The 19165-nt window shown below is 38.0% G+C and carries 13 protein-coding genes; 11 read left to right on the forward strand and 2 right to left on the reverse strand.

Annotated features, from left to right (window positions below; translation table 11 throughout):
- Nucleotides 1–26: 26 nt before the first annotated feature.
- The 11 genes from xrtF to I6U50_RS14425 all read left to right on the forward strand — a co-directional run bounded on the left by xrtF (nucleotide 27) and on the right by I6U50_RS14425 (nucleotide 13928).
- The gene (gene xrtF / locus I6U50_RS14375) at nucleotides 27–572 is read left to right on the forward strand and encodes an exosortase family protein XrtF (protein ID WP_198639350.1); all 546 of its coding nucleotides are present in this window, start codon (nucleotides 27–29) and stop codon (nucleotides 570–572) included.
- The gene (locus I6U50_RS14380) at nucleotides 569–1012 is read left to right on the forward strand and encodes an exosortase F system-associated membrane protein (protein WP_193711274.1); all 444 of its coding nucleotides are present in this window, start codon (nucleotides 569–571) and stop codon (nucleotides 1010–1012) included. Before xrtF ends, I6U50_RS14380 begins: the two co-directional genes overlap by 4 nt.
- Before the next feature lie 66 nt (nucleotides 1013–1078).
- The gene (locus I6U50_RS14385) at nucleotides 1079–1471 is read left to right on the forward strand and encodes an HYC_CC_PP family protein (RefSeq protein WP_198639351.1); all 393 of its coding nucleotides are present in this window, start codon (nucleotides 1079–1081) and stop codon (nucleotides 1469–1471) included.
- Nucleotides 1472–1665: 194 nt separating this feature from the next.
- Entirely contained in the window at nucleotides 1666–5514 is a 3849-nt protein-coding gene (locus tag I6U50_RS14390) for an efflux RND transporter permease subunit (RefSeq protein ID WP_198639352.1), read from the forward strand.
- Nucleotides 5515–5539: 25 nt separating this feature from the next.
- A complete protein-coding gene (locus tag I6U50_RS14395; protein WP_198639353.1) occupies nucleotides 5540–6808 on the forward strand; it encodes a TolC family protein in 1269 nt (422 codons plus the stop codon).
- Nucleotides 6795–8504, forward strand: coding sequence for an efflux RND transporter periplasmic adaptor subunit (locus I6U50_RS14400; protein ID WP_198639354.1), 1710 nt, complete (start codon nucleotides 6795–6797; stop codon nucleotides 8502–8504). The genes I6U50_RS14395 and I6U50_RS14400 overlap by 14 nt, the downstream gene beginning before the upstream one ends.
- Nucleotides 8505–8606: 102 nt before the next feature.
- Nucleotides 8607–9098: a DUF305 domain-containing protein gene (locus I6U50_RS14405; RefSeq protein WP_198639355.1), complete on the forward strand. Its 492-nt coding sequence runs from the start codon at nucleotides 8607–8609 to the stop codon at nucleotides 9096–9098.
- Between the two features lie 282 nt (nucleotides 9099–9380).
- Complete coding sequence (locus tag I6U50_RS14410; protein ID WP_198639356.1) at nucleotides 9381–9947, forward strand: DUF3347 domain-containing protein; 567 nt, start codon at nucleotides 9381–9383, stop codon at nucleotides 9945–9947.
- Between the two features lie 64 nt (nucleotides 9948–10011).
- Entirely contained in the window at nucleotides 10012–10629 is a 618-nt protein-coding gene (locus I6U50_RS14415; RefSeq protein ID WP_317192035.1) for a helix-turn-helix transcriptional regulator, read from the forward strand.
- Between the two features lie 126 nt (nucleotides 10630–10755).
- Nucleotides 10756–11076 carry a four-helix bundle copper-binding protein gene (locus I6U50_RS14420; protein ID WP_193711264.1) on the forward strand — a complete coding sequence of 107 codons (321 nt, stop codon included), beginning with the start codon at nucleotides 10756–10758 and terminating at the stop codon, nucleotides 11074–11076.
- Between the two features lie 155 nt (nucleotides 11077–11231).
- Nucleotides 11232–13928 (forward strand): heavy metal translocating P-type ATPase, encoded by a 2697-nt coding sequence (locus I6U50_RS14425; protein WP_198639357.1) that lies wholly within the window; start codon nucleotides 11232–11234, stop codon nucleotides 13926–13928.
- Between the two features lie 372 nt (nucleotides 13929–14300).
- Here I6U50_RS14425 and I6U50_RS14430 read toward each other — a convergent pair whose 3' ends face one another.
- Nucleotides 14301–16787 (reverse strand): zinc-dependent metalloprotease, encoded by a 2487-nt coding sequence (locus I6U50_RS14430; RefSeq protein ID WP_198639358.1) that lies wholly within the window; start codon nucleotides 16785–16787, stop codon nucleotides 14301–14303.
- A 183-nt stretch (nucleotides 16788–16970) separates the two neighbouring features.
- Nucleotides 16971–18662 carry a lysine--tRNA ligase gene (gene lysS / locus I6U50_RS14435; protein WP_198639359.1) on the reverse strand — a complete coding sequence of 564 codons (1692 nt, stop codon included), beginning with the start codon at nucleotides 18660–18662 and terminating at the stop codon, nucleotides 16971–16973.
- Nucleotides 18663–19165: the final 503 nt, after the last annotated feature.

A 19165-nucleotide genomic window follows, 5' to 3' on the forward strand; every position in this document is an offset into this window, starting at 1 on the left:
AAATTTGTTAAAAACCCCCTTAAAATTTGATCAGGTTATTCGTTAAATACAAATCGGTGCTTCGGTTTATTTTCATGTTTTTGGGGAGCTATTTGGTATTTACGCTATTTTATAACCTCTATTTAGATTTTTTTAGGTCTCCGGTTTATTTCCCCGATTACATTACACACCTTGTGGCGAAGCAAAGCGAAGCTTTGATAAATAGTTTTGGGTATAATGCCAAAATTATACCTCACCAGTATGAACTTTCTATGAAACTTATTATTAACGAGGTTTACCTTGCTAGAATTATAGAAGGCTGTAACGCTGTTAGTATCATTATCTTATTTCTCGCTTTTGTACTTTCCTTCTTTGGGAAGTTCAAAACAACATTACTTTATTTACTGGCTGGATCTGTTATAATTTATGGGATGAATATTATTAGAATTGCCGTTCTTGCCATAGGAATTTATGAATATCCACAACATACCCAATTTTTACATAGTATTGTTTTTCCATTAATTATATATGGCACCATATTTATTTTATGGCTTATTTGGGTGCGTATTTATAGTCAAAAACATAGTGTATGAAGCAGCTGGTAAAACTTTTAACGATTGCAATATTAGTTGTGCTGCTTGTTTTGATAAGGCTTTTTGAACAACAATTATTTTATGATCCACTTATTGATTTTTATCGGTACGGCGGGCATTTGGCAATGGAGGTACCTCAAATTTTTTTCCCTAAATTAATCTTGAATATTGGTTTACGATATTGGCTAAATACTTTAATCTCTTTAGCAATATTATTTGTAGCCTTTCGAGATACGAACATCATAAAATTTGCAGCAATATTATTTGCCATATTGTTTGGGATTAGCCTTGCTGCCTTTAGTGTGCTTTACTTTACACTTAATGAACAAAATGTAATGGGCCTATTTTATGTTAGAAGGTTTCTTATTCATCCAATTTTTATACTTATTTTACTACCTGCATTTTATTATTATAGGTTGCAAAAATCTAAAAACCCATAATTTTAAAACTTATTCCAAAAAATCGGAAAGTACTTTATTTCAAAAAATTACTTATTTTTGTAGCCGATGAAAAAAGCGTTTCAACATAGTATTTCTGTAGCCATGGCATTTTTGGTGCTGTTTTCAACCCTTTCCTTTACGGTTGATAGGCACTTCTGCGGAAACTATTTGGTTGATAAAGCCATTTTTTCTGAAGCTCAAACCTGTGGTATGGATATGGAAGCCACCGCCCAGGATTCTTGCTGCACCAACAAAAAAATAGCGGTGGAAGGTCAGGATGAATTAAAGCATAAATTTGATTCTCTAGACTCAAATCAACAGGCCTTTCTTATTGGCTTTGCGTATTCTTATATTTTCATTTTAGAAGATATCCAAAAGCAAATTGTTCCGTTTAAAGATTACACCCCACCACTTCTGGTCAAAGATATTCATCTTGAAGACCAGGTTTTTCTTATCTGATATACATTTTTTGAAATGTAATTTTGTCCTATAAGTGCTTTTTGGGCCTTCAGGGCAAATAATAATTTGTAGTTATAAATTGTGGTAAAACAGTTTTCTGCAAATTGTTTTCAATTACATTCCCCGTTTGGCCTTGAGTTTACACATTTGGTCATTTTTTAAGCTTCGTTTTTTATAAATGTATATCTAAGTCTATGTTCAATAAGATCATTAACTATTTTCTTTCTAACCGCCTGGTTTCTGTTTTACTTTTAGTTTTTTTGATAGGCTGGGGGTTGGTTACCGCTCCTTTTAACTGGAATACAGGTTTCCTTCCAAGTGATCCTGTTCCGGTAGATGCTATTCCCGATATTGGGGAGAATCAACAAATTGTATTTACGAATTGGCCGGGACGTTCGCCGCAGGATATAGAAGATCAAATTACCTATCCGCTAACCAGTACACTTTTAGGAATTCCCGGTGTTAAATCTATTCGAAGTTCTTCAATGTTTGGGTTTTCCAGTATTTACATCATTTTTGAAGAAGATGTAGAGTTTTATTGGTCTAGAAGCCGAATTTTAGAAAAACTGAATTCACTTCCGGCCGGTTTGCTCCCGCAAGATGTGCAACCAACCTTAGGCCCCGATGCTACCGGATTAGGGCAGGTGTTTTGGTATACCCTGGAAGGCCGCGATAAAGACGGAAATGTAACCGGGGGGTGGGACTTACACGAATTGAGAAAAATTCAGGATTACTATGTAAAACTGGGTTTAAGCGGAACTCAGGGTGTTTCTGAAGTAGCTTCTATAGGAGGCTTTGTTCAGGAATACCAAATTGATGTAAACCCCGATGCACTTAAAGCATACGGAGTTGGTATAAATCAGGTGATGAAAGCCGTAAAAAACTCCAATCGTGATGCCGGGGCAAAAACCCTGGAGGTTAATAAGGTAGAATATCTTGTAAGAGGATTGGGGTATATAAAATCTATAGATGATATTGAAAATACCGTTGTTGCCGAGAATGAAAACACGCCCATTTTTATAAAAGATATTGGGCAGGTAAGTTTAGGTCCCGCTGAACGCCGGGGTGTTCTGGATAAAGGGGGCGCTGAAGTAGTAGGAGGGGTAGTGGTAGCTCGTTATGGCTCAAACCCTTTGGCGGTGATTCAAAACACCAAAGATAAGATTCAGGAAATAGCTTCAGGTTTGCCTTCCAAAGTTTTGGCCGATGGCACCGAAAGCCAATTAACCATCGTTCCTTTTTATGATAGGACACAGCTTATAAATGAGACTATAAACACTTTGGAGAGAGCACTTTCTCACGAGGTGCTTATCAGTATTATTGTAATTATTGTTCTTGTTTTAAATTTAAGGGCTTCTATTTTAATTTCCAGTTTGTTGCCCGTGGCAGTTCTCATGACGTTTATCGCTATGCGCTATTTTGGAGTAGACGCCAATGTGGTGGCACTTTCTGGTATTGCCATTGCTATAGGGGTTATGGTAGATGTTGGGATTGTTTTTGTTGAAAATACGGTGCGATGGCTGGAAATGCCGGAAAATAAAAACGCCCGCGGAAAGAAGCTTGCCAATATAATCTATAATGCAACTGTAGAAGTTGCCCCGGCGGTAACCACTGCCCTGGCAACCACGATAGTAAGCTTTTTACCGGTTTTCTTTATGGAAAACGCCGAAGGGAAATTATTCAGGCCTTTGGCATTCACCAAAACCTTTGCGCTGGTGGCAGCTTTTTTAATAGGCGTATTTGTGCTACCCATGCTTTCCTACTTCTTTTTCAACATTAAAATCAACAAAAAGAAGTCACAAAATATCTGGAATTTTATCCTGGTAATTTCAGGAGCGGTTTTGGCTATTGTTTTTAGCTTTTGGCTTCCTTTAGCACTTACACTTATTGGATTGGTGAAAATTGCCGAAACCAGAAATCCGCAGTTCTTAGGGAGATATTCCAAATATGTAATCCCGGGCTTAATACTGGCGGTAACCATCTTCTTCCTTGCCGAAGAATGGATGCCACTTGGATTTCAGAAATCTGCCTTTGCCAATTATATTTTCGTGATCCTGCTGCTTAGTATCACTTTGGCCATCTTAATGATGATGGTAAAGTTCTACCAACCCATTCTAAATTGGTGCTTAACCAATAAAGGAAAATTCCTTTCATTGCCTATAATCACAATTTTCTTTGGTGCTATAATCTGGTTTGGTTTTCCCAATATGTTTGGTTTTGTGGCCAAAGGTTTTGATAAATTAGGATTGAATATAAGAACTACAGAGGTTTGGAGTGGGATGGCACATACATTCCCGGGTGTGGGTAAAGAGTTTATGCCTTCATTAAACGAAGGAAGCTTTTTACTAATGCCTACTACCATGCCCCACGCCGGCATGGAAGAAACCACTAAAACCCTAAAGCAGTTAGATATGGCGGTAACCGGCATTCCGGAGATTGATATTGCTGTAGGTAAATTGGGAAGGGCCGAGACCGCTTTAGATCCTGCCCCAATATCGATGTTTGAAAATATTATCAATTATAAACTTGAGTTTATACTTGCTGAAGATGGTTCTATGCAACGCTTTAAAGTAGATGATAAAGACCGGTTTATCCTGAAATCTGGTGATAGCTTAAGCAATACAGAAGCCATTGAGCAAGATGTATCTGCTGCGCAGCTTGTTAAAGATGAAGATGGGAAATTCTACCGAAACTGGCGCGAGCATATTAAGAGCCCCGATGATATTTGGAATGAAATTACAAAGCACACAAATCTTCCGGGGGTTACCTCGGCTCCAAAACTACAGCCTATAGAAACCCGGCTTGTGATGCTTCAAACCGGAATGCGTGCCCCCATGGGAATTAAAGTGTATGGGCCAAACCTTACTACTATCCAGGACTTTGGAATGCAATTGGAAGAATTGTTAAAAGAGGTTCCTTCGGTAAAGGCTGAAGCTGTTTTTGCCGATCGAGTTGTAGGAAAACCCTATTTGGAAATTGACATAGACAGGAATGCGATTGCCCGGTACGGACTTAGTATTGAAGATGTTCAACAAACAATAGAAACTGCTATTGGAGGTATGGAAATCACTTCTACCGTAGAAGGGCGCGAACGTTTTCCGGTACGCGTAAGGTATCCAAGAGAACTAAGGGGCGATCCCGAGAGTATTAAAAATATTTTGGTGCCAACTCCTAAAGGAGCCCAAATTCCATTAAGGGTATTTGCAGAGCTTAATTACGAGCAGGGACCGCAAATGATTAAGAGTGAAGATACCTTTCTTACGGGATACGTTCTTTTTGATAAGCGAGATGGTTTTGCTGAGGTAAATGTGGTAAATGATGCCAAAAAACATATTCAGGATAAAATAGCTTCAGGAGAATTAGAGGTGCCGGAAGGGGTTAGTTATAAGTTTTCCGGAAATTATGAAAATCAGGTGCGGGCTGTAGAACGCCTTGCCATCCTTATCCCTATCTGTCTTGTAATTATTTTCCTTCTGTTGTATTTTCAGTTTAAGAGCATTATTGCTTCTACCATTCATTTTTCGGGTGTTTTTGTTGCCTTTGCCGGTGGGTTTATTATGATTTGGCTTTATGGACAGCCCTGGTTTATGGATTTTGCGGTTTTTGGCACCAATATGCGAGAACTTTTCCAGATGCAGGAGATTAACTTGAGTGTGGCCGTTTGGGTTGGCTTTATCGCACTATTTGGAATTGCTACCGATGATGGGGTGATTATGGGTACCTACATTCACCAGGTTTTTGAACGGAAAAAACCAAAAACTGTAGCTGAGGTTAGGGAAGCAGTAATGGAAGCCGGCTTAAAAAGAGTACGCCCCGCCATGATGACCACGGCGGTTACTATAATCGCGCTTTTCCCGGTGCTAACTTCTACCGGAAAAGGTTCAGATATCATGGTACCTATGGCTATTCCAATTGTTGGTGGAATGCTAATTCAGATTATGACGATTTTTGTAGTACCTATTTTACAGGCTATTTGGAGGGAAAATGTGCCCTATAATTCTGAAGAAAAAGAGGGAGATGAAACCAAAACAATTGAAGCTTAGTATTTCTGAAGAAATTAAATATTAGATGATGAAATTAAAGATAAAAATAATAATAAGTTTACTGCTAATCGCTTTTCCTGTAGTGAGTTCGAAGGCACAGGAACTAAACGATTACCTTAAAATTGCAGCAGAAAACAATCCTGAACTGCAATCGGCTTATACAAGTTTTGAAGCAGCTTTACAGCAATCGCCGCAAGTGGCATCATTACCAGATCCCACCCTTACGCTAAGTGCCTTTGGAAGAATGGTAGAAACCAGGTTGGGTGCCCAGGAGGCTCGATTTAGTTTTACGCAAATGTTTCCCTGGTTTGGAACTTTGAAAACAAAGAGGGATGCAGCAAATTTGTTAGCAGAAGCTCGATTTCAGGAATATTTGGCGAAACGTGCCAATTTGTTTTTTGAAGTTAAAAAGGCGTATGCCGAACTTTTTGCCATACAACAAAGTATCCTTTTAAAAGAAAAGAACATGGATATCTTAGATTCTTACCGGGAGCTTTCTTTGAGTAAATTTCGTAGCGGAAGCTCTAAAATGGTAGACGTTGTTAGGGTAGATATTAAAAGAGATGAAGCTTTAACTGAAATAGCGATTGAAGAAGAACAATTGGAAAGTCTAAAGAGACGATTCAACCTTTTGTTAAACAGAAATAAGGAAGCTTCGGTTGGTATTCAGGATACCCTGGTGTTAGATGAACAACTACAGCCCGAATTGATGAATACCGAACAGGCCTTTAACGAGCATCCCGAGCTTGCGAAGTTCGATAAGGAACGCGAAGCTTATGAACATCGTGCAAAAACCGCACAAAAATCGGGTTTGCCAAATATTGGGATAGGCCTGGATTACGCTATTATTTCAGAACGTACAGATATGAATCCGCCCGGTAATGGACAGGATGTGATTATGCCTATGGTTTCGGTAACCTTACCAATTTTTAGAAAAAAATATAAAGCGGCTGAAAAAGAAGCAGTGCTTATGCAAGAGGCCGCAATTAAAAATAAAGAAGCTACGAAAAATCAGTTGCAAAGTGATTTAGAAGCAGCGCTTTATGATTTAGTAAAGGCCAAAAAGCAGTTAAACCTGTATAAAAGACAGATAGAGAGTTCTGTACAGGCCAATAAACTTCTGGTTTCCGCCTTTAGTAATGATGACGGCGATTTTGAAGAAATCCTTGAGATGAATCAGGATATTTTATTATTTAAAATTCAGCAATTAGAAGCCTTAAAAACCGGATTTACAGCCGAGGCAAAAATGGAATATTTATCAGCTAAAACCCAGAATTACGATGAAACGAAATAAGAATATATGGAAAGCCGCCGGCATATTAGTGCTGGGTATTTTATTGGGGTATTTAATTTTTGGAGGCGCAAATGAAAAGGAGCCGGAAGAAGGGCACGAGCATTCAGAGCTAGCTGAAAATCAAATCTGGACCTGTTCTATGCACCCTTCCGTAAGGCAAAATGAACCGGGCGATTGCCCAATTTGTGGCATGGACCTTATTCCACTTTCCGAAGATGAAAATGGCCTGGACTCAGATGTGTTCGTTATGAACGAGGACGCTATGAAGCTGGCTAATGTAGAAACTTTGGTTATAGGAGAGAAGGAAGCTTCAAAAGAGATTAGGTTAAATGGTAAAGTGGGAGTAGATGAGCGTAATACTTATACACAGTCTACCCATATACCTGGAAGGATTGAAAGATTATATGTGAACTTTACCGGTGAAAAAGTTAATAAAGGTCAGGTGTTAGCCAGTGTTTATTCTCCAGAACTTGTAACCGCCCAGGAAGAATTATTGCAGGCCGAAGCCATAAAGGAAAGTCAGCCGGAATTATTTGAGGCTGCAAAGCAAAAACTTAGAAATTGGAAAATTACCGAAAACCAAATCAATAAAGTATTGAGCAACGGAAAGCCAATAGAACGTTTCTCTATCACTGCAGATGTAGGTGGGGTAGTAACCGAGTTGTTATCAGAGCGGGGTGATTACCTGGAGCGCGGCATGCCTATTTACGAGATAGCAAACCTGGATAAATTGTGGGTGCTTTTTGATGTTTATGAAGGCAATATGTCCTGGATTGAAGAAGGTAACAAAGTAAATTATACACTTAGGTCTATACCTGGTAAAACTTTTGAAGGCGAAATAAGTTTTGTAGATCCTTTATTAAGTGATAAAACACGGGTTGCGAATGCAAGGGTAGAGATAAATAATAAAGATAAGCGAATAAAACCCGGGGTTTTTGCCACGGGCATTATAGAAAAGAATCTTGATGCTAAGAACAATAAAATAGTGATTCCTCAATCGGCTATTTTATGGACAGGAAAACGCTCCCTGGTATATGTGAAGCAGGATGCACAAAATGGTGCCGGTTTTCAAGCTCGAGAAGTGGTGTTAGGAACTTCCCTGGGAGATTCTTTTGTGATTGAAGAGGGCCTGGAAGAGGGAGAGGAAATTGTGGTTAACGGAACCTTTACCGTAGATGCTGCTGTACAATTACAGGGCAAAAATTCTATGATGAATCAAACTGAAAAGAAAGATAGTAATCCGGCTGAAATGAAGATGAATTTACCTCTATCTTTTCAGAAAAACCTTTCCACAACGCTGCCTGCTTATTTTACATTAAAAGATGCATTTGTGAATACCGATGCAGAATCAGCTAAAACCGCTGCTTCCAAAATGCACCAACAAATTACCGCTTTTAGTATTTCTAATCTTGGGAAAATGGAAACCCAGCACTTTAATGAAATTAAAGACCAACTTATGGCAATTTCAGAAAGTAGCGATATAGAGCAGCAGCGGCAGCATTTTGAAGTGCTTTCAGAGAATATAATTGCTTTTGTCTCTAATATAGAAAATCTGGAACCACCTATATATATTCAGCATTGTCCTATGGTGAATAATAATAAAGGAGCCGATTGGTTAAGCCTTTCAGAAGAAATTAGAAACCCCTATTTCGGGGATGTTATGATGAACTGTGGAGATACGCAAAGAAAACTATAAGATATTTTGTTGAGAAAACATTAATTTAATGTCTAAACCTTGTTTTAAATAGGAAAGACTGTGAAAATATAGAAGAAATTAATAACAAAAAAACAATTAAAAATGAGTTCAAAAGAAAAGAAACAACATAATACTAGCAGCAATTATACTAGATTTTTTCTAATGCTCGGATTGTCATTTATAGCGATGTACATTACCATGTATTTTAATACGTATGAGTTTGACCATGTATATTTTAGCTTAACAAGGTTTTATATGGCCTGCCTGGGTATTTCAGCAATGGCGGTAATTATGCTTTCGCTTATGCTCAAAATGTATAAAAACAAGAAAAAGAACCTTGCCATTTACCTGGGGAGCCTTGTACTCTTCGTATCTGCTTTAGGCCTGGTAAGGGCGCAAGGCCCAATTGTTGGAGATATTTTATATATGAAAGCCATGATTCCGCATCATTCTATCGCAATCCTAACCAGTAAGCGGGCAGACATTAAAGACCCAGAAACCAAAAAACTGGCTGAGGAAATTATTGAAGCCCAGGAAAAAGAAATTGTACAAATGAAAAAGATAATTTCACGGCTGGAGAAAAAGTCGGAATAATTAAAATACAATTCGTTATAAAGTGCAAATTGAAAAGTTGAAAAATCAGAAAAAAATGATAAAGGAACTAGACAACATAAATTATTATACAAGTGCTTTTATTATTTAAGATTTTCCAATATTCATTAATTTAGTTTGCTACAGTATTATTTTTAGATCCGTATCAGGAAAGCTTTTAGTGATTTGGAGACAAAGCACTGCCTTTTTTGTACAGTTTTTGGAAATTGAAAGTAAAATATAATTAAACTATTTAAATTCTAATTAATACATAAATCAATAACAATGAAAAGAAACCTTAGAAGCTTAACAATGCTAAGTCTTATTGCGGGAAGTTTAGTATTATTTTCATGTAAAAATGAAGAAAATAAAAATGATGCTCCAGAGCCTATGCAACATGAAATGCATCAGCCAGATGAACAAGCCAAAAAAGAAACCTATAAAGGCGAAGAATTACAAGCCGAATTTAAGGACGAAAAGACCGCTAAAACCTATAATTTGTATATAGAAATTAAGGATGCTTTTGTAAATACCGATGCCGATAGTGCCGCAGAAAAAGCTGCAAAACTTGCTGAAGCGGCAAGCGATAACGAAGAAATAGCTGCTATTGCAACTACTATCGCAGAAACCGATGATGTTAACAAACAACGCGAGGCTTTTTCTAAACTTACCGTTGCTATGGAGCCTGTATTGGTTAATGCTTTAGAATCTGGAGCAATCTTTAAACAATATTGCCCAATGGCTTTTGAAGGAAAAGGAGACTACTGGTATTCTAACTCAAAAGATATTTTTAATCCTTATTATGGTGATAAAATGTTAAAGTGTGGTAGGGTAGAAGCTACCATTCAATAATTATATTATTTTAAGATTGGTTGAAATCTATGGAGAGAAGCAGAAAAACTTAAAATAGGTTTTGGTGCGGCATCCAAAAGTTTTAGCCAATCTTACTATTTTAATGAAAATCGGTTTGAAAGAAAATATCCTACATATAAAAAATATGGTTTGTGATCGTTGCCTAATGAGTGTGGAAAATACGCTTAGGGAACAAAACCTTAATTACATTACTATTAATTTAGGTAGGGTTGAGCTGGAAAACCAACTCTCACCATCCCAATTTCAGGATTTAAAAGATGCCCTCGCTACAAACGGGTTTGAAATTGTATCTAAACGAACCAATAAAATTATAACCGAAATAAAATCTTTGGTTATAAAGATGGTATACAATCATAAAGACTTCCAGAACAAAAAACTTTCTGAAGTATTGAGTGAAGAATTAAATTACGATTATAGTCATCTTACCAGCCTTTTTAGTAAGGAAGAAGGCCAGAGCATTCAAAGTTTTCAGAATAAAATAAAAGTAGAACGAATAAAAGAACTTTTGGAATACGATGAGTTAAATATTTCAGAGATTGCCTATAAAATGGACTTTGGAAGTGCCGCTTATCTTTCTACATTCTTTAAAAAGGAAACCGGCTTAAACCCTTCTCAATATAAAACCAGGCTTTTTGATCGTAAACCTTTAGATGATATCTAGGAGATTAACAATCTCAAAAAGTACACAAGGCATTTTCTAATTATATTATAACTTCTTACCATAATTTTAAAACTCATTGCGGTTTTTAGTGCTTAATTTTGAGCTAAACCAATAAAAACCAATATTATGAGAAATGAAGAAATGTTGAAAGCATTGGGAAACTGTATCAATCACTGTAATTATTGTGCTGATGCCTGTTTGGATGAAGACAACATAGAAATGATGAAAGATTGTATTCGTACCGACAGGGTTTGTGCTGAAGTTTGCAGTACTTTAAATCAGGTTTTGGTTACCGGTTACAAAAATGTAGACGGACTTGTAAAATACTGCATTGAAATTTGTAATGCCTGTGCCGATGAATGTGGGCAGCATAAGCACGATCACTGCCAGGAATGTGCCAGGGCATGTAGGGAGTGTGCAAAAGCTTGCGAGGCTTATTTAGCCTAAAATTTAATCTTAAAAGGCTGTTTGAATTTTTACTGATAGACGTCAGCCTGAATTTATTTCAGCATCTAATTCCTATCAAATTAGACGCTGAAACAAGTTCAGCATGGCGTAACTAACAACAGAGGTTCAAACAGTTTTTTTCTCTAATAAAATCTATGAAACACAATTACCATATCTCTGGGATGACCTGCAATGGTTGTAGGGCCCACGTTGAGGATTCTCTAAAAAAAGTGGAAGGCGTAACCCATGTTAAGGTTGACCTTGAAAAAGCTTCTGCCGAAATAGAGATGCAGAAACACATTCAGCTTAAAGAGTTTCAAAAAGTGCTGGAAGACAGCAATTATCAAATTCACTTAAAAGATGAGGTGCCGCAAACTTATTCTGTAAGCGGAATGACCTGCAATGGCTGTAGAGCTCATGTAGAAAAAACTTTAAATAAAGTTGAAGGTGTAAAAAATGCCGAAGTAAATCTTGAAAAAGAAGAGGCGAAAATTGTAGGTGATAAGAATGTTTCGTTAGAAAAATTACAGCAGGTATTGCAAGATGATGGTGGGAATTATGAAATTCATGAAGCAGGAAAAAAAGTAAGCCCCAAAAAGAACAAACCTAATGGGGAAGGAAATGGGGTTTTCTATTGCCCCATGCATTGCGAAGGGGATAAAACTTATGACAAGCCTGGAGATTGCCCGGTGTGCGGCATGGATTTGGTGGAAGAGGCCAGCTTAACCCCAAAAGCTACTGTTTATACCTGCCCAATGCATCCTGAGGTAGAGCAAAACGCTCCCGGTTCCTGCCCTAAATGCGGAATGGACCTGGTACCAAAAGAACCCGAAGAATCTTCAGAAAGTAAATCTTATAAAAAGCTGCTTAAAAAGTTTAAAATAGCCGTAGCTTTTACGCTACCTATTTTCATTATCGCGATGTCTGAAATGATTTCGGGTAACCCACTTTATAAAGTTTTAGATCAGGAAATTTGGAACTGGGTTCAATTTGGGCTTTCTCTTCCGGTAGTATTTTATGCTACCTGGATGTTTTTTGAGCGGGCCTGGCGATCTATAAAAACCTGGAACCTTAATATGTTTACTCTAATTGGAATTGGTGCAGGCGTAGCATGGCTTTTTAGTATATTTGGCTTGTTGTTTCCAGATTTTTTTCCGCCGCAGTTTAAGACTGAAATGGGAACCGTGCACGTTTATTTTGAAGCAGCAACCGTAATTCTTACCCTGGTTTTACTGGGGCAGGTTTTGGAAGCCCGTGCACATAGCAAAACCAATTCTGCTATCAAAGAACTCCTAAAACTGGCTCCCAACAAAGCGATAAAAGTAATTAATGGCGAAGAAAAAGAAGTTTCTATAGATGAAATTGAAAAAGGAGATATTCTAAGAGTGAAACCCGGAGATAAAATTCCGGTAGATGGAATTATTGAAAAAGGAAATTCCAGTATTGATGAATCGATGATTACCGGAGAGCCTATTCCGGTAGATAAATCTGAAGGAGATAAAGTAAGCTCCGGAACCATTAATGGGAACAGGAGTTTTACCATGAAAGCTGAAAAAGTAGGGGAGGAAACCTTGCTTTCCCAAATTATTAAAATGGTAAATGATGCCAGTAGATCGCAAGCGCCAATTCAAAAATTAGCTGACAGGATTTCGGCTTATTTTGTGCCGGTGGTGGTAGTGATTGCAGTACTAACTTACATTGTATGGGCAATATATGGGCCAGAGCCTCAATATGTTTATGCTCTGGTGAATGCCATCGCGGTATTAATTATTGCCTGCCCCTGTGCACTTGGCCTGGCCACTCCTATGTCGGTTATGGTAGGAGTAGGAAAGGGAGCGCAAAATGGGGTGCTTATTAAAAATGCCCGTGCCCTGGAAGAAATGGACGATGTTGATACATTAATTATAGATAAAACCGGAACTATTACTGAAGGCAAGCCCAAAGTGGAAAAAGTGGAAGTGGTTTCAGGAAATAATGAAGATGAAATTATAAAACTTATCGCTTCGCTAAACTCTCAAAGTGAACATCCACTTGCAAAAGCCACGGTAAATTTTGCAAAGGAAAAAAAGCTAAAATATACCGAAGCTTCAGATTTTAGCTCGGTTACCGGAAAAGGGGTTACCGGTGTGGTAGAAGATAAAGAGATAGCCATTGGTAATGATAAGCTGATGCAAACTGAGAAAATTGAAATTTCTTCAGAAATATCGAAGAAAGTAACTATTGAACAGGAGAAAGGGAAAACTGTTTCTTTTGTTTCGGTAGACGGAAAAGTAGCCGGGTATTTTACCATCACCGATCCTATTAAAAAGACCAGCAGGGAAGCCTTAAAATCTTTGATGGATGAAGGTGTTAAGGTTTATATGTTTACCGGAGATAATGAGAAAACAGCCAAATCGGTTGCCGAAGAACTTGGCCTAACCGGGTTTAAGGCCGGTATGTTGCCTGAAGATAAGCAGAATGAAGTGAAAAAACTTCAACAAGAAGGTAAAAAAGTGGCTATGGCCGGAGATGGAATAAATGATGCGCCTGCCTTGGCCCAGGCCAACATTGGTATTGCAATGGGAACCGGTACCGATGTGGCGATAGAAAGCGCAGAAATAACCCTTGTGAAAGGAGATTTAAAAGCAGTAAAGAAGGCGAAATTACTAAGTAAAAAGGTAATGCTTAACATTAAACAAAATCTATTCTTTGCTCTTATATACAATACGCTAGGCGTACCAATTGCAGCAGGGGTTTTGTACCCGGTTTTTGGACTTTTACTATCCCCAATGATCGCCGCTTTGGCAATGAGTTTTAGTTCGGTTTCAGTAATTGCAAATGCACTACGCTTAAAAAGCGCCAGTTTGCAATAAATTATAACAGCTAAAGTTTATAGGGGTTTTAAGAAGGAAAAAGTCAAAAAAAGATTAAGCTAAACTTTAGTCTGAAAAAAAGAGAGCAGAATAGACCCTAAAATTTTATTAGCTTAGATATAAAATTTAGATTTTCGGTATTTCTATTACTGCTCTCGTGTTAAAATTCAAACAAACTCAACCAATTAACCAAAACTAAGCACCTTAATAAATTTTCAGTATTTTCAAGTCACTAAAAAATCTTTTTCATAGCAATTTGGTGCTTTTTAATACTTAGACTAATAGAATTTAAAAAGGTTTAAAAACAGAAATAAAAAAACCACCGTCTTTTTACGGTGGTTTTAAAAACGAACAAATCAAAAAATCTTAGAATTATTTGATGGGGTTTAAAATTAAATCTATTCTTTCTAAAGCATCCTGAAGATGGTATCTGGTTAAACGATCTCCACTATTAGCGACTCTTCTAATTTGGTTTCGAAGTGTTTTAAGCTCTCCTCTTACCACAGGACGAATATCACTTTGGGCAACATCTATGTCGCTTCGGGATATCCAGCTTCTGTATCTTGATGGAATGGCGCTTTGCTCCTGCGTCATTAAATATTCCATACGCTCTATATAAGCACGTTGCAGGTTTCTGCGGTAACGATCTATGTTCTGTCCTGCATAAACTTCGCTCCAAATACCCTTTCTTAGGTCGCTCATCATATCAATTAGGCCGTATGCTTTAGCATCATTTATTTCCTCATTTTCCATTAAACGGGCCATTCTTCCAAAATCAAGAAGGTTTTTAAGTGTGCGTTCCTGCATATTGCTAAGGCGTTCTACCTGTCCGTCAAATTGGATTTTATTGAAAATTTCCTGGTCTATCATCCATTCGGGGGTTTCAAAAAGTTGATCGTGCAAAAAGCTCATCGCTTCTTTTTGCTTTTCTTTTGAAACGTGAGAATAAACAGCACCTTCCTGGTCGTAAGTTTTATAGTATTCATAAACTCCACCAATATTGGCGGTTACGTGCCCCATATAACGGTTAAACTGACTTAAAACCTGGCCGTACAAATCATCCAGGTCATCGTAGTTTTTACCGTCTTCGGCAGTCCACTCAATCAATTTTGGCATAATTCGTTTCAGGTTTTTGATTCCGTATTCACTTGCCAATACTGCGTCATCGCCAAGGTCTTCGGTCTGAGAGCTAGGGTCTATCACTCCACCACTTTGCTGGCTTCCAAATCTATATAATGGATTGTCGGCCTTTTCCAGGATCCATTGGTCTAGAATTTCTTTTTCTTCTTTTGCCGTTTTATCTAAAATTGGGCGGTAACCCCACTCAATAGAGTATTTATCGTAAGGTCCAATATCTGGCATTAAAGCTACGTCACCATCTTCGGGTTGTGCGATATAATTAAAACGGGCGTAGTCCATAATAGAGGGTGCCGTCCCGTACTTGGCAGTAAATTCAGGATCACGAAGATCTTCAACTGCATAAGCAACGCTACTTCCCATATTATGGGGAAGGCCCAGGGTATGCCCAACTTCGTGGGAAGAAACAAACCTTATTAATCTACCCATTACTTCATCTTCAAATTCTACACCACGGGCATCTTCATTGATAGCTGCAGTTTGTACAAAGAACCAGTTTCTAAGGAGGGTCATTACATTGTGGTACCAGTTAATGTCTGATTCTAAGATCTCTCCAGAACGTGGGTCACTAACGTGTGGGCCGTTGGCATTGGGAATAGGAGAAGCCAGATAGCGCACTACAGAGTATCTTACATCTTCGGGGCTCCAATCTGGATCTTCTTCTTTTGTGGGTGGGTCTTTAGCGATAATCGCATTCTTAAAACCGGCTTCTTCAAAAGCAACCTGCCAGTCTTCGATTCCCTGTTTAATATAAGGAATCCATTTTTTAGGCGTAGCGCGATCTACATAATAAACAATAGGCTCTTTTGGTTCTACCAGTTCGCCATTTTTAAATTTTTCCCTGTCTTCCTCTTTAACTTCAAGTCTCCAACGATCCAGGTACTTTACTTCTTTACTTTTTTGTGCATCCAGCCCATAATCTACCTGTCCGCGGGCAAACCAACCTACGCGTTGGTCAAAATAACGACGTTTCATAGGTTCTTTTGGAAGCAAAATCATAGAATTGCTGAACTCTAAAGATATTGAGCCGGTACTGGCGTTAGAAGGTGGTTCTCCGGCATTATAGGTTTTTACGTGCCTTACCTCAATATTTTCAGGGTAACTGCGAATGGTATCTATATATGAGCGGCTATCATCTAATCGAGAAACTTTGTATTGTTTCCTGGAACCATCTCTTAATCCAAGGGCCTTAACATCTTTGGTGTAAAGATCGGTAACTTCAATTACGGTTGATTTATTAACCGAGTCTTTACCTACAGTTTTTATAGGAAAACGCTGTAAAACCGGCTCGAAATTAGAGTTAACTACGGCTTCGTGAACCGGTAAAGAATCTGCAGCATATATTTCGTGAGAAACAACCCTTAAAAGAACGTGGCCGTCTTTTTTCTGCCAACGATGTACCTGGGTGTTTTGTTTTCCACCGCCAAAACCAATTCCTGTAGCTGTTTTGGCAATCCTCGTAACGGTAAGCATCTCGCGGTTAAACAGGCTATCGGGGATTTCGTAAAAATATTTATCGTCTACCCGGTGAACGGTGAATAAACCTGGGTCGCTTTTGGCATCTTTAGTGATTACTTTTGCGTAAGGCTCGAAATCACCTTTCTTTTTTGAGGCTTCTTTTTTGGAGCTATCAGCCGTAGATTTGGGCTGAAAAATTCCACAACTGGAAACCGAAACTGATAAAGCCACTAATAAGAGCTTATACGTTAATCGTTTGGTCATAAATTGAATTTTGGTTTGTGTGATTAATTTGAAATGATAGATTTTCATTAGCGGTAGCTAAAAAACGAAAAAAGACCACCATTTGGTGATCTTTTGACTCAATTATCTTAAAAAGGTTTAAAGCGAAGTTAAAATATATCTAATTTAACGCTTGTTGAACCTAAGTAATTTATTTTTTTAACTTTAAACTGCTTTAATCTTCATAGCCTCATCTTTCTTATAAACATCTATCATCTTATGTTTTCTAAGCGATTTTAGAGTTTTGTCCCATTTTTTATTACTTAAACCAGATTTGTTTTTTATGCTATCAAGGTCGTGAATTTCGTCACTTTTTAATAGCTGAAATACTGCTTTTTCGTCTTCATTAAGTTCAACAGCTTTTCTTTCAGGTTTCATTTGTGGGAAAAACAATACTTCCTGGATAGATTGATTATTGGTTAAGAACATAATTAAACGGTCCATTCCAATACCTAAACCAGAGGTTGGGGGCATTCCATATTCCAGGGCCCTTAAGAAATCCTGGTCTATAAATTCGGTAGCTTCATCGTCTCCTTTTTTGGCAAGCTTCAATTGTTCTTCAAAACGCTCGCGTTGGTCTATAGGGTCATTTAATTCAGAATATGCATTGGCAATTTCTTTTCCGCATACCATTAGTTCAAAACGCTCGGTCAGGTCAGGATTTTCACGATGCTCTTTACAAAGCGGGCTCATTTCTTTGGGATAGTCGGTAATAAAGGTGGGCTGGATATAATTTCCTTCGCATTTTTCACCAAAAATCTCATCAATAAGCTTCCCTTTACCCATGGTTTCATCTACTTCAATACCCATATCTTCCGCTGCTTTTCTAATTTCAGCTTCAGATTTTCCGGTAATATCAAAGCCGGTAAATTCTTTGATAGAATCGGTCATGGTTACGCGCTTGTAGGGCGCTTTAAAGTCTATTTTATGTTCGCCAAAAACAGCTTCGGTAGTATTGTTTACTGCCAGGGCACAATGTTCCAGTAGTTTTTCGGTAAAATCCATCATCCAGTTGTAGTCTTTATAGGCTACATAAATTTCCATCGCGGTAAATTCAGGATTATGGGTTCTATCCATTCCTTCATTTCTAAAGTTTTTAGAAAATTCATAAACCCCGTCAAATCCACCAACAATTAGCCTTTTTAGGTATAATTCGTTGGCAATTCTAAGGTATAGTGGGATATCTAAAGCATTGTGGTGCGTAACAAATGGTCTTGCGGCAGCACCCCCGGGAATAGACTGTAAGATGGGTGTTTCTACTTCAAAATATTCTCTTTCATTAAAGAAGTTTCGCATGGCGTTGAACAACCTGGTTCTTTTTACAAAGATCTCCTTTACTTTTGGGTTCACTGCTAAATCGGCATAGCGCTGGCGATAGCGGTGTTCCGGGTCGGTAAAACCATCATGAGTATTTCCTTCTTTATCGGTTTTAGGAAGCGGAAGTGGGCGAAGCGACTTGCTAAGTAAAGTAAAATCTTTTACCATAACGGTCTTTTCCCCAACCTGGGTTTTAAACAGTTCTCCTTCAATACCTATAAAATCGCCAATGTCTAGCAATTTTTTATAGATATCGTTATACTTACTTTTATCTTCACCGGTACATATTTCATCGCGGTTAAAATAAACCTGTATTCTTCCTTTAGAGTCCTGAATTTCGGCAAAAGAGGCTTTCCCCTGGATACGACGGGACATTAGCCTACCGGCCATCACTATTTTCTTGCCTTCCTCAAAGTTTTCTTTAATGTCTTTACTGGTATCCTTAACCGGGAATAAATCTGCCGGATACGGGTTAATACCTGCCTTTCTTAAAGCCGAAAGCTTCTCTCTTCTTACTGTTTCCTGTTCAGATAATTGCATACTCGTAATTTGATGTATCCCTCATTAAGGGTTTGATTTTCCGAGATTCCCCTCGGAATTATAAAATATTTTTTCGATTCTTGAAGTTGTCTGTAAAGTTTAATTTCGTCAAGCTGAACCTGTCCATCCGGTCAGGCGGGCTTGTTCCAGCTTCTAACGTGATAGTGACTATTTATGTCTTAGATTCTGAAATAAATTCAGAATGACGATTTCAAAATTTCTCAGAAACTACTTCTACTCTTGCAAAACGAGTGCAAATATAGTGAGTATGTGGCTACCAACCAACGGGATATATGCCAGAATTTTATGACTTTAAATTAATGCTATACTGGCCATTTTCCGGTTAATTAACTTTACATATAGGAAGCTTACTGTATGCACAGTTATTTTCTACTTTATAAGTGCTTTGCCCCCGCGGTTGCAGTAGTATAGCTTATTAAAACTGGATAGCTAGTGATCTAAGAAGTTTTCTCTATTTATAATCATATCTTTGCAAAATAAAT

This window comes from Salegentibacter maritimus (assembly GCF_016236975.1).
Classification (GTDB): Bacteria; Bacteroidota; Bacteroidia; order Flavobacteriales; family Flavobacteriaceae; genus Salegentibacter; species Salegentibacter maritimus.

What these genes read in the sequence shown, in the direction of transcription:
- I6U50_RS14380 (WP_193711274.1), top strand. Translation starts at nt 569, where the DNA reads ATGAAGCAGCTGGTAAAACTTTTAACGATTGCAATATTAGTTGTGCTG.
- I6U50_RS14385 (WP_198639351.1), top strand. Translation starts at nt 1,079, where the DNA reads ATGAAAAAAGCGTTTCAACATAGTATTTCTGTAGCCATGGCATTTTTG.
- I6U50_RS14390 (WP_198639352.1), top strand. Translation starts at nt 1,666, where the DNA reads ATGTTCAATAAGATCATTAACTATTTTCTTTCTAACCGCCTGGTTTCT.
- I6U50_RS14395 (WP_198639353.1), top strand. Translation starts at nt 5,540, where the DNA reads ATGATGAAATTAAAGATAAAAATAATAATAAGTTTACTGCTAATCGCT.
- I6U50_RS14400 (WP_198639354.1), top strand. Translation starts at nt 6,795, where the DNA reads ATGAAACGAAATAAGAATATATGGAAAGCCGCCGGCATATTAGTGCTG.
- I6U50_RS14405 (WP_198639355.1), top strand. Translation starts at nt 8,607, where the DNA reads ATGAGTTCAAAAGAAAAGAAACAACATAATACTAGCAGCAATTATACT.
- I6U50_RS14410 (WP_198639356.1), top strand. Translation starts at nt 9,381, where the DNA reads ATGAAAAGAAACCTTAGAAGCTTAACAATGCTAAGTCTTATTGCGGGA.
- I6U50_RS14420 (WP_193711264.1), top strand. Translation starts at nt 10,756, where the DNA reads ATGAGAAATGAAGAAATGTTGAAAGCATTGGGAAACTGTATCAATCAC.
- I6U50_RS14425 (WP_198639357.1), top strand. Translation starts at nt 11,232, where the DNA reads ATGAAACACAATTACCATATCTCTGGGATGACCTGCAATGGTTGTAGG.
- I6U50_RS14430 (WP_198639358.1), bottom strand. Translation starts at nt 16,787, where the DNA reads ATGACCAAACGATTAACGTATAAGCTCTTATTAGTGGCTTTATCAGTT.
- lysS (WP_198639359.1), bottom strand. Translation starts at nt 18,662, where the DNA reads ATGCAATTATCTGAACAGGAAACAGTAAGAAGAGAGAAGCTTTCGGCT.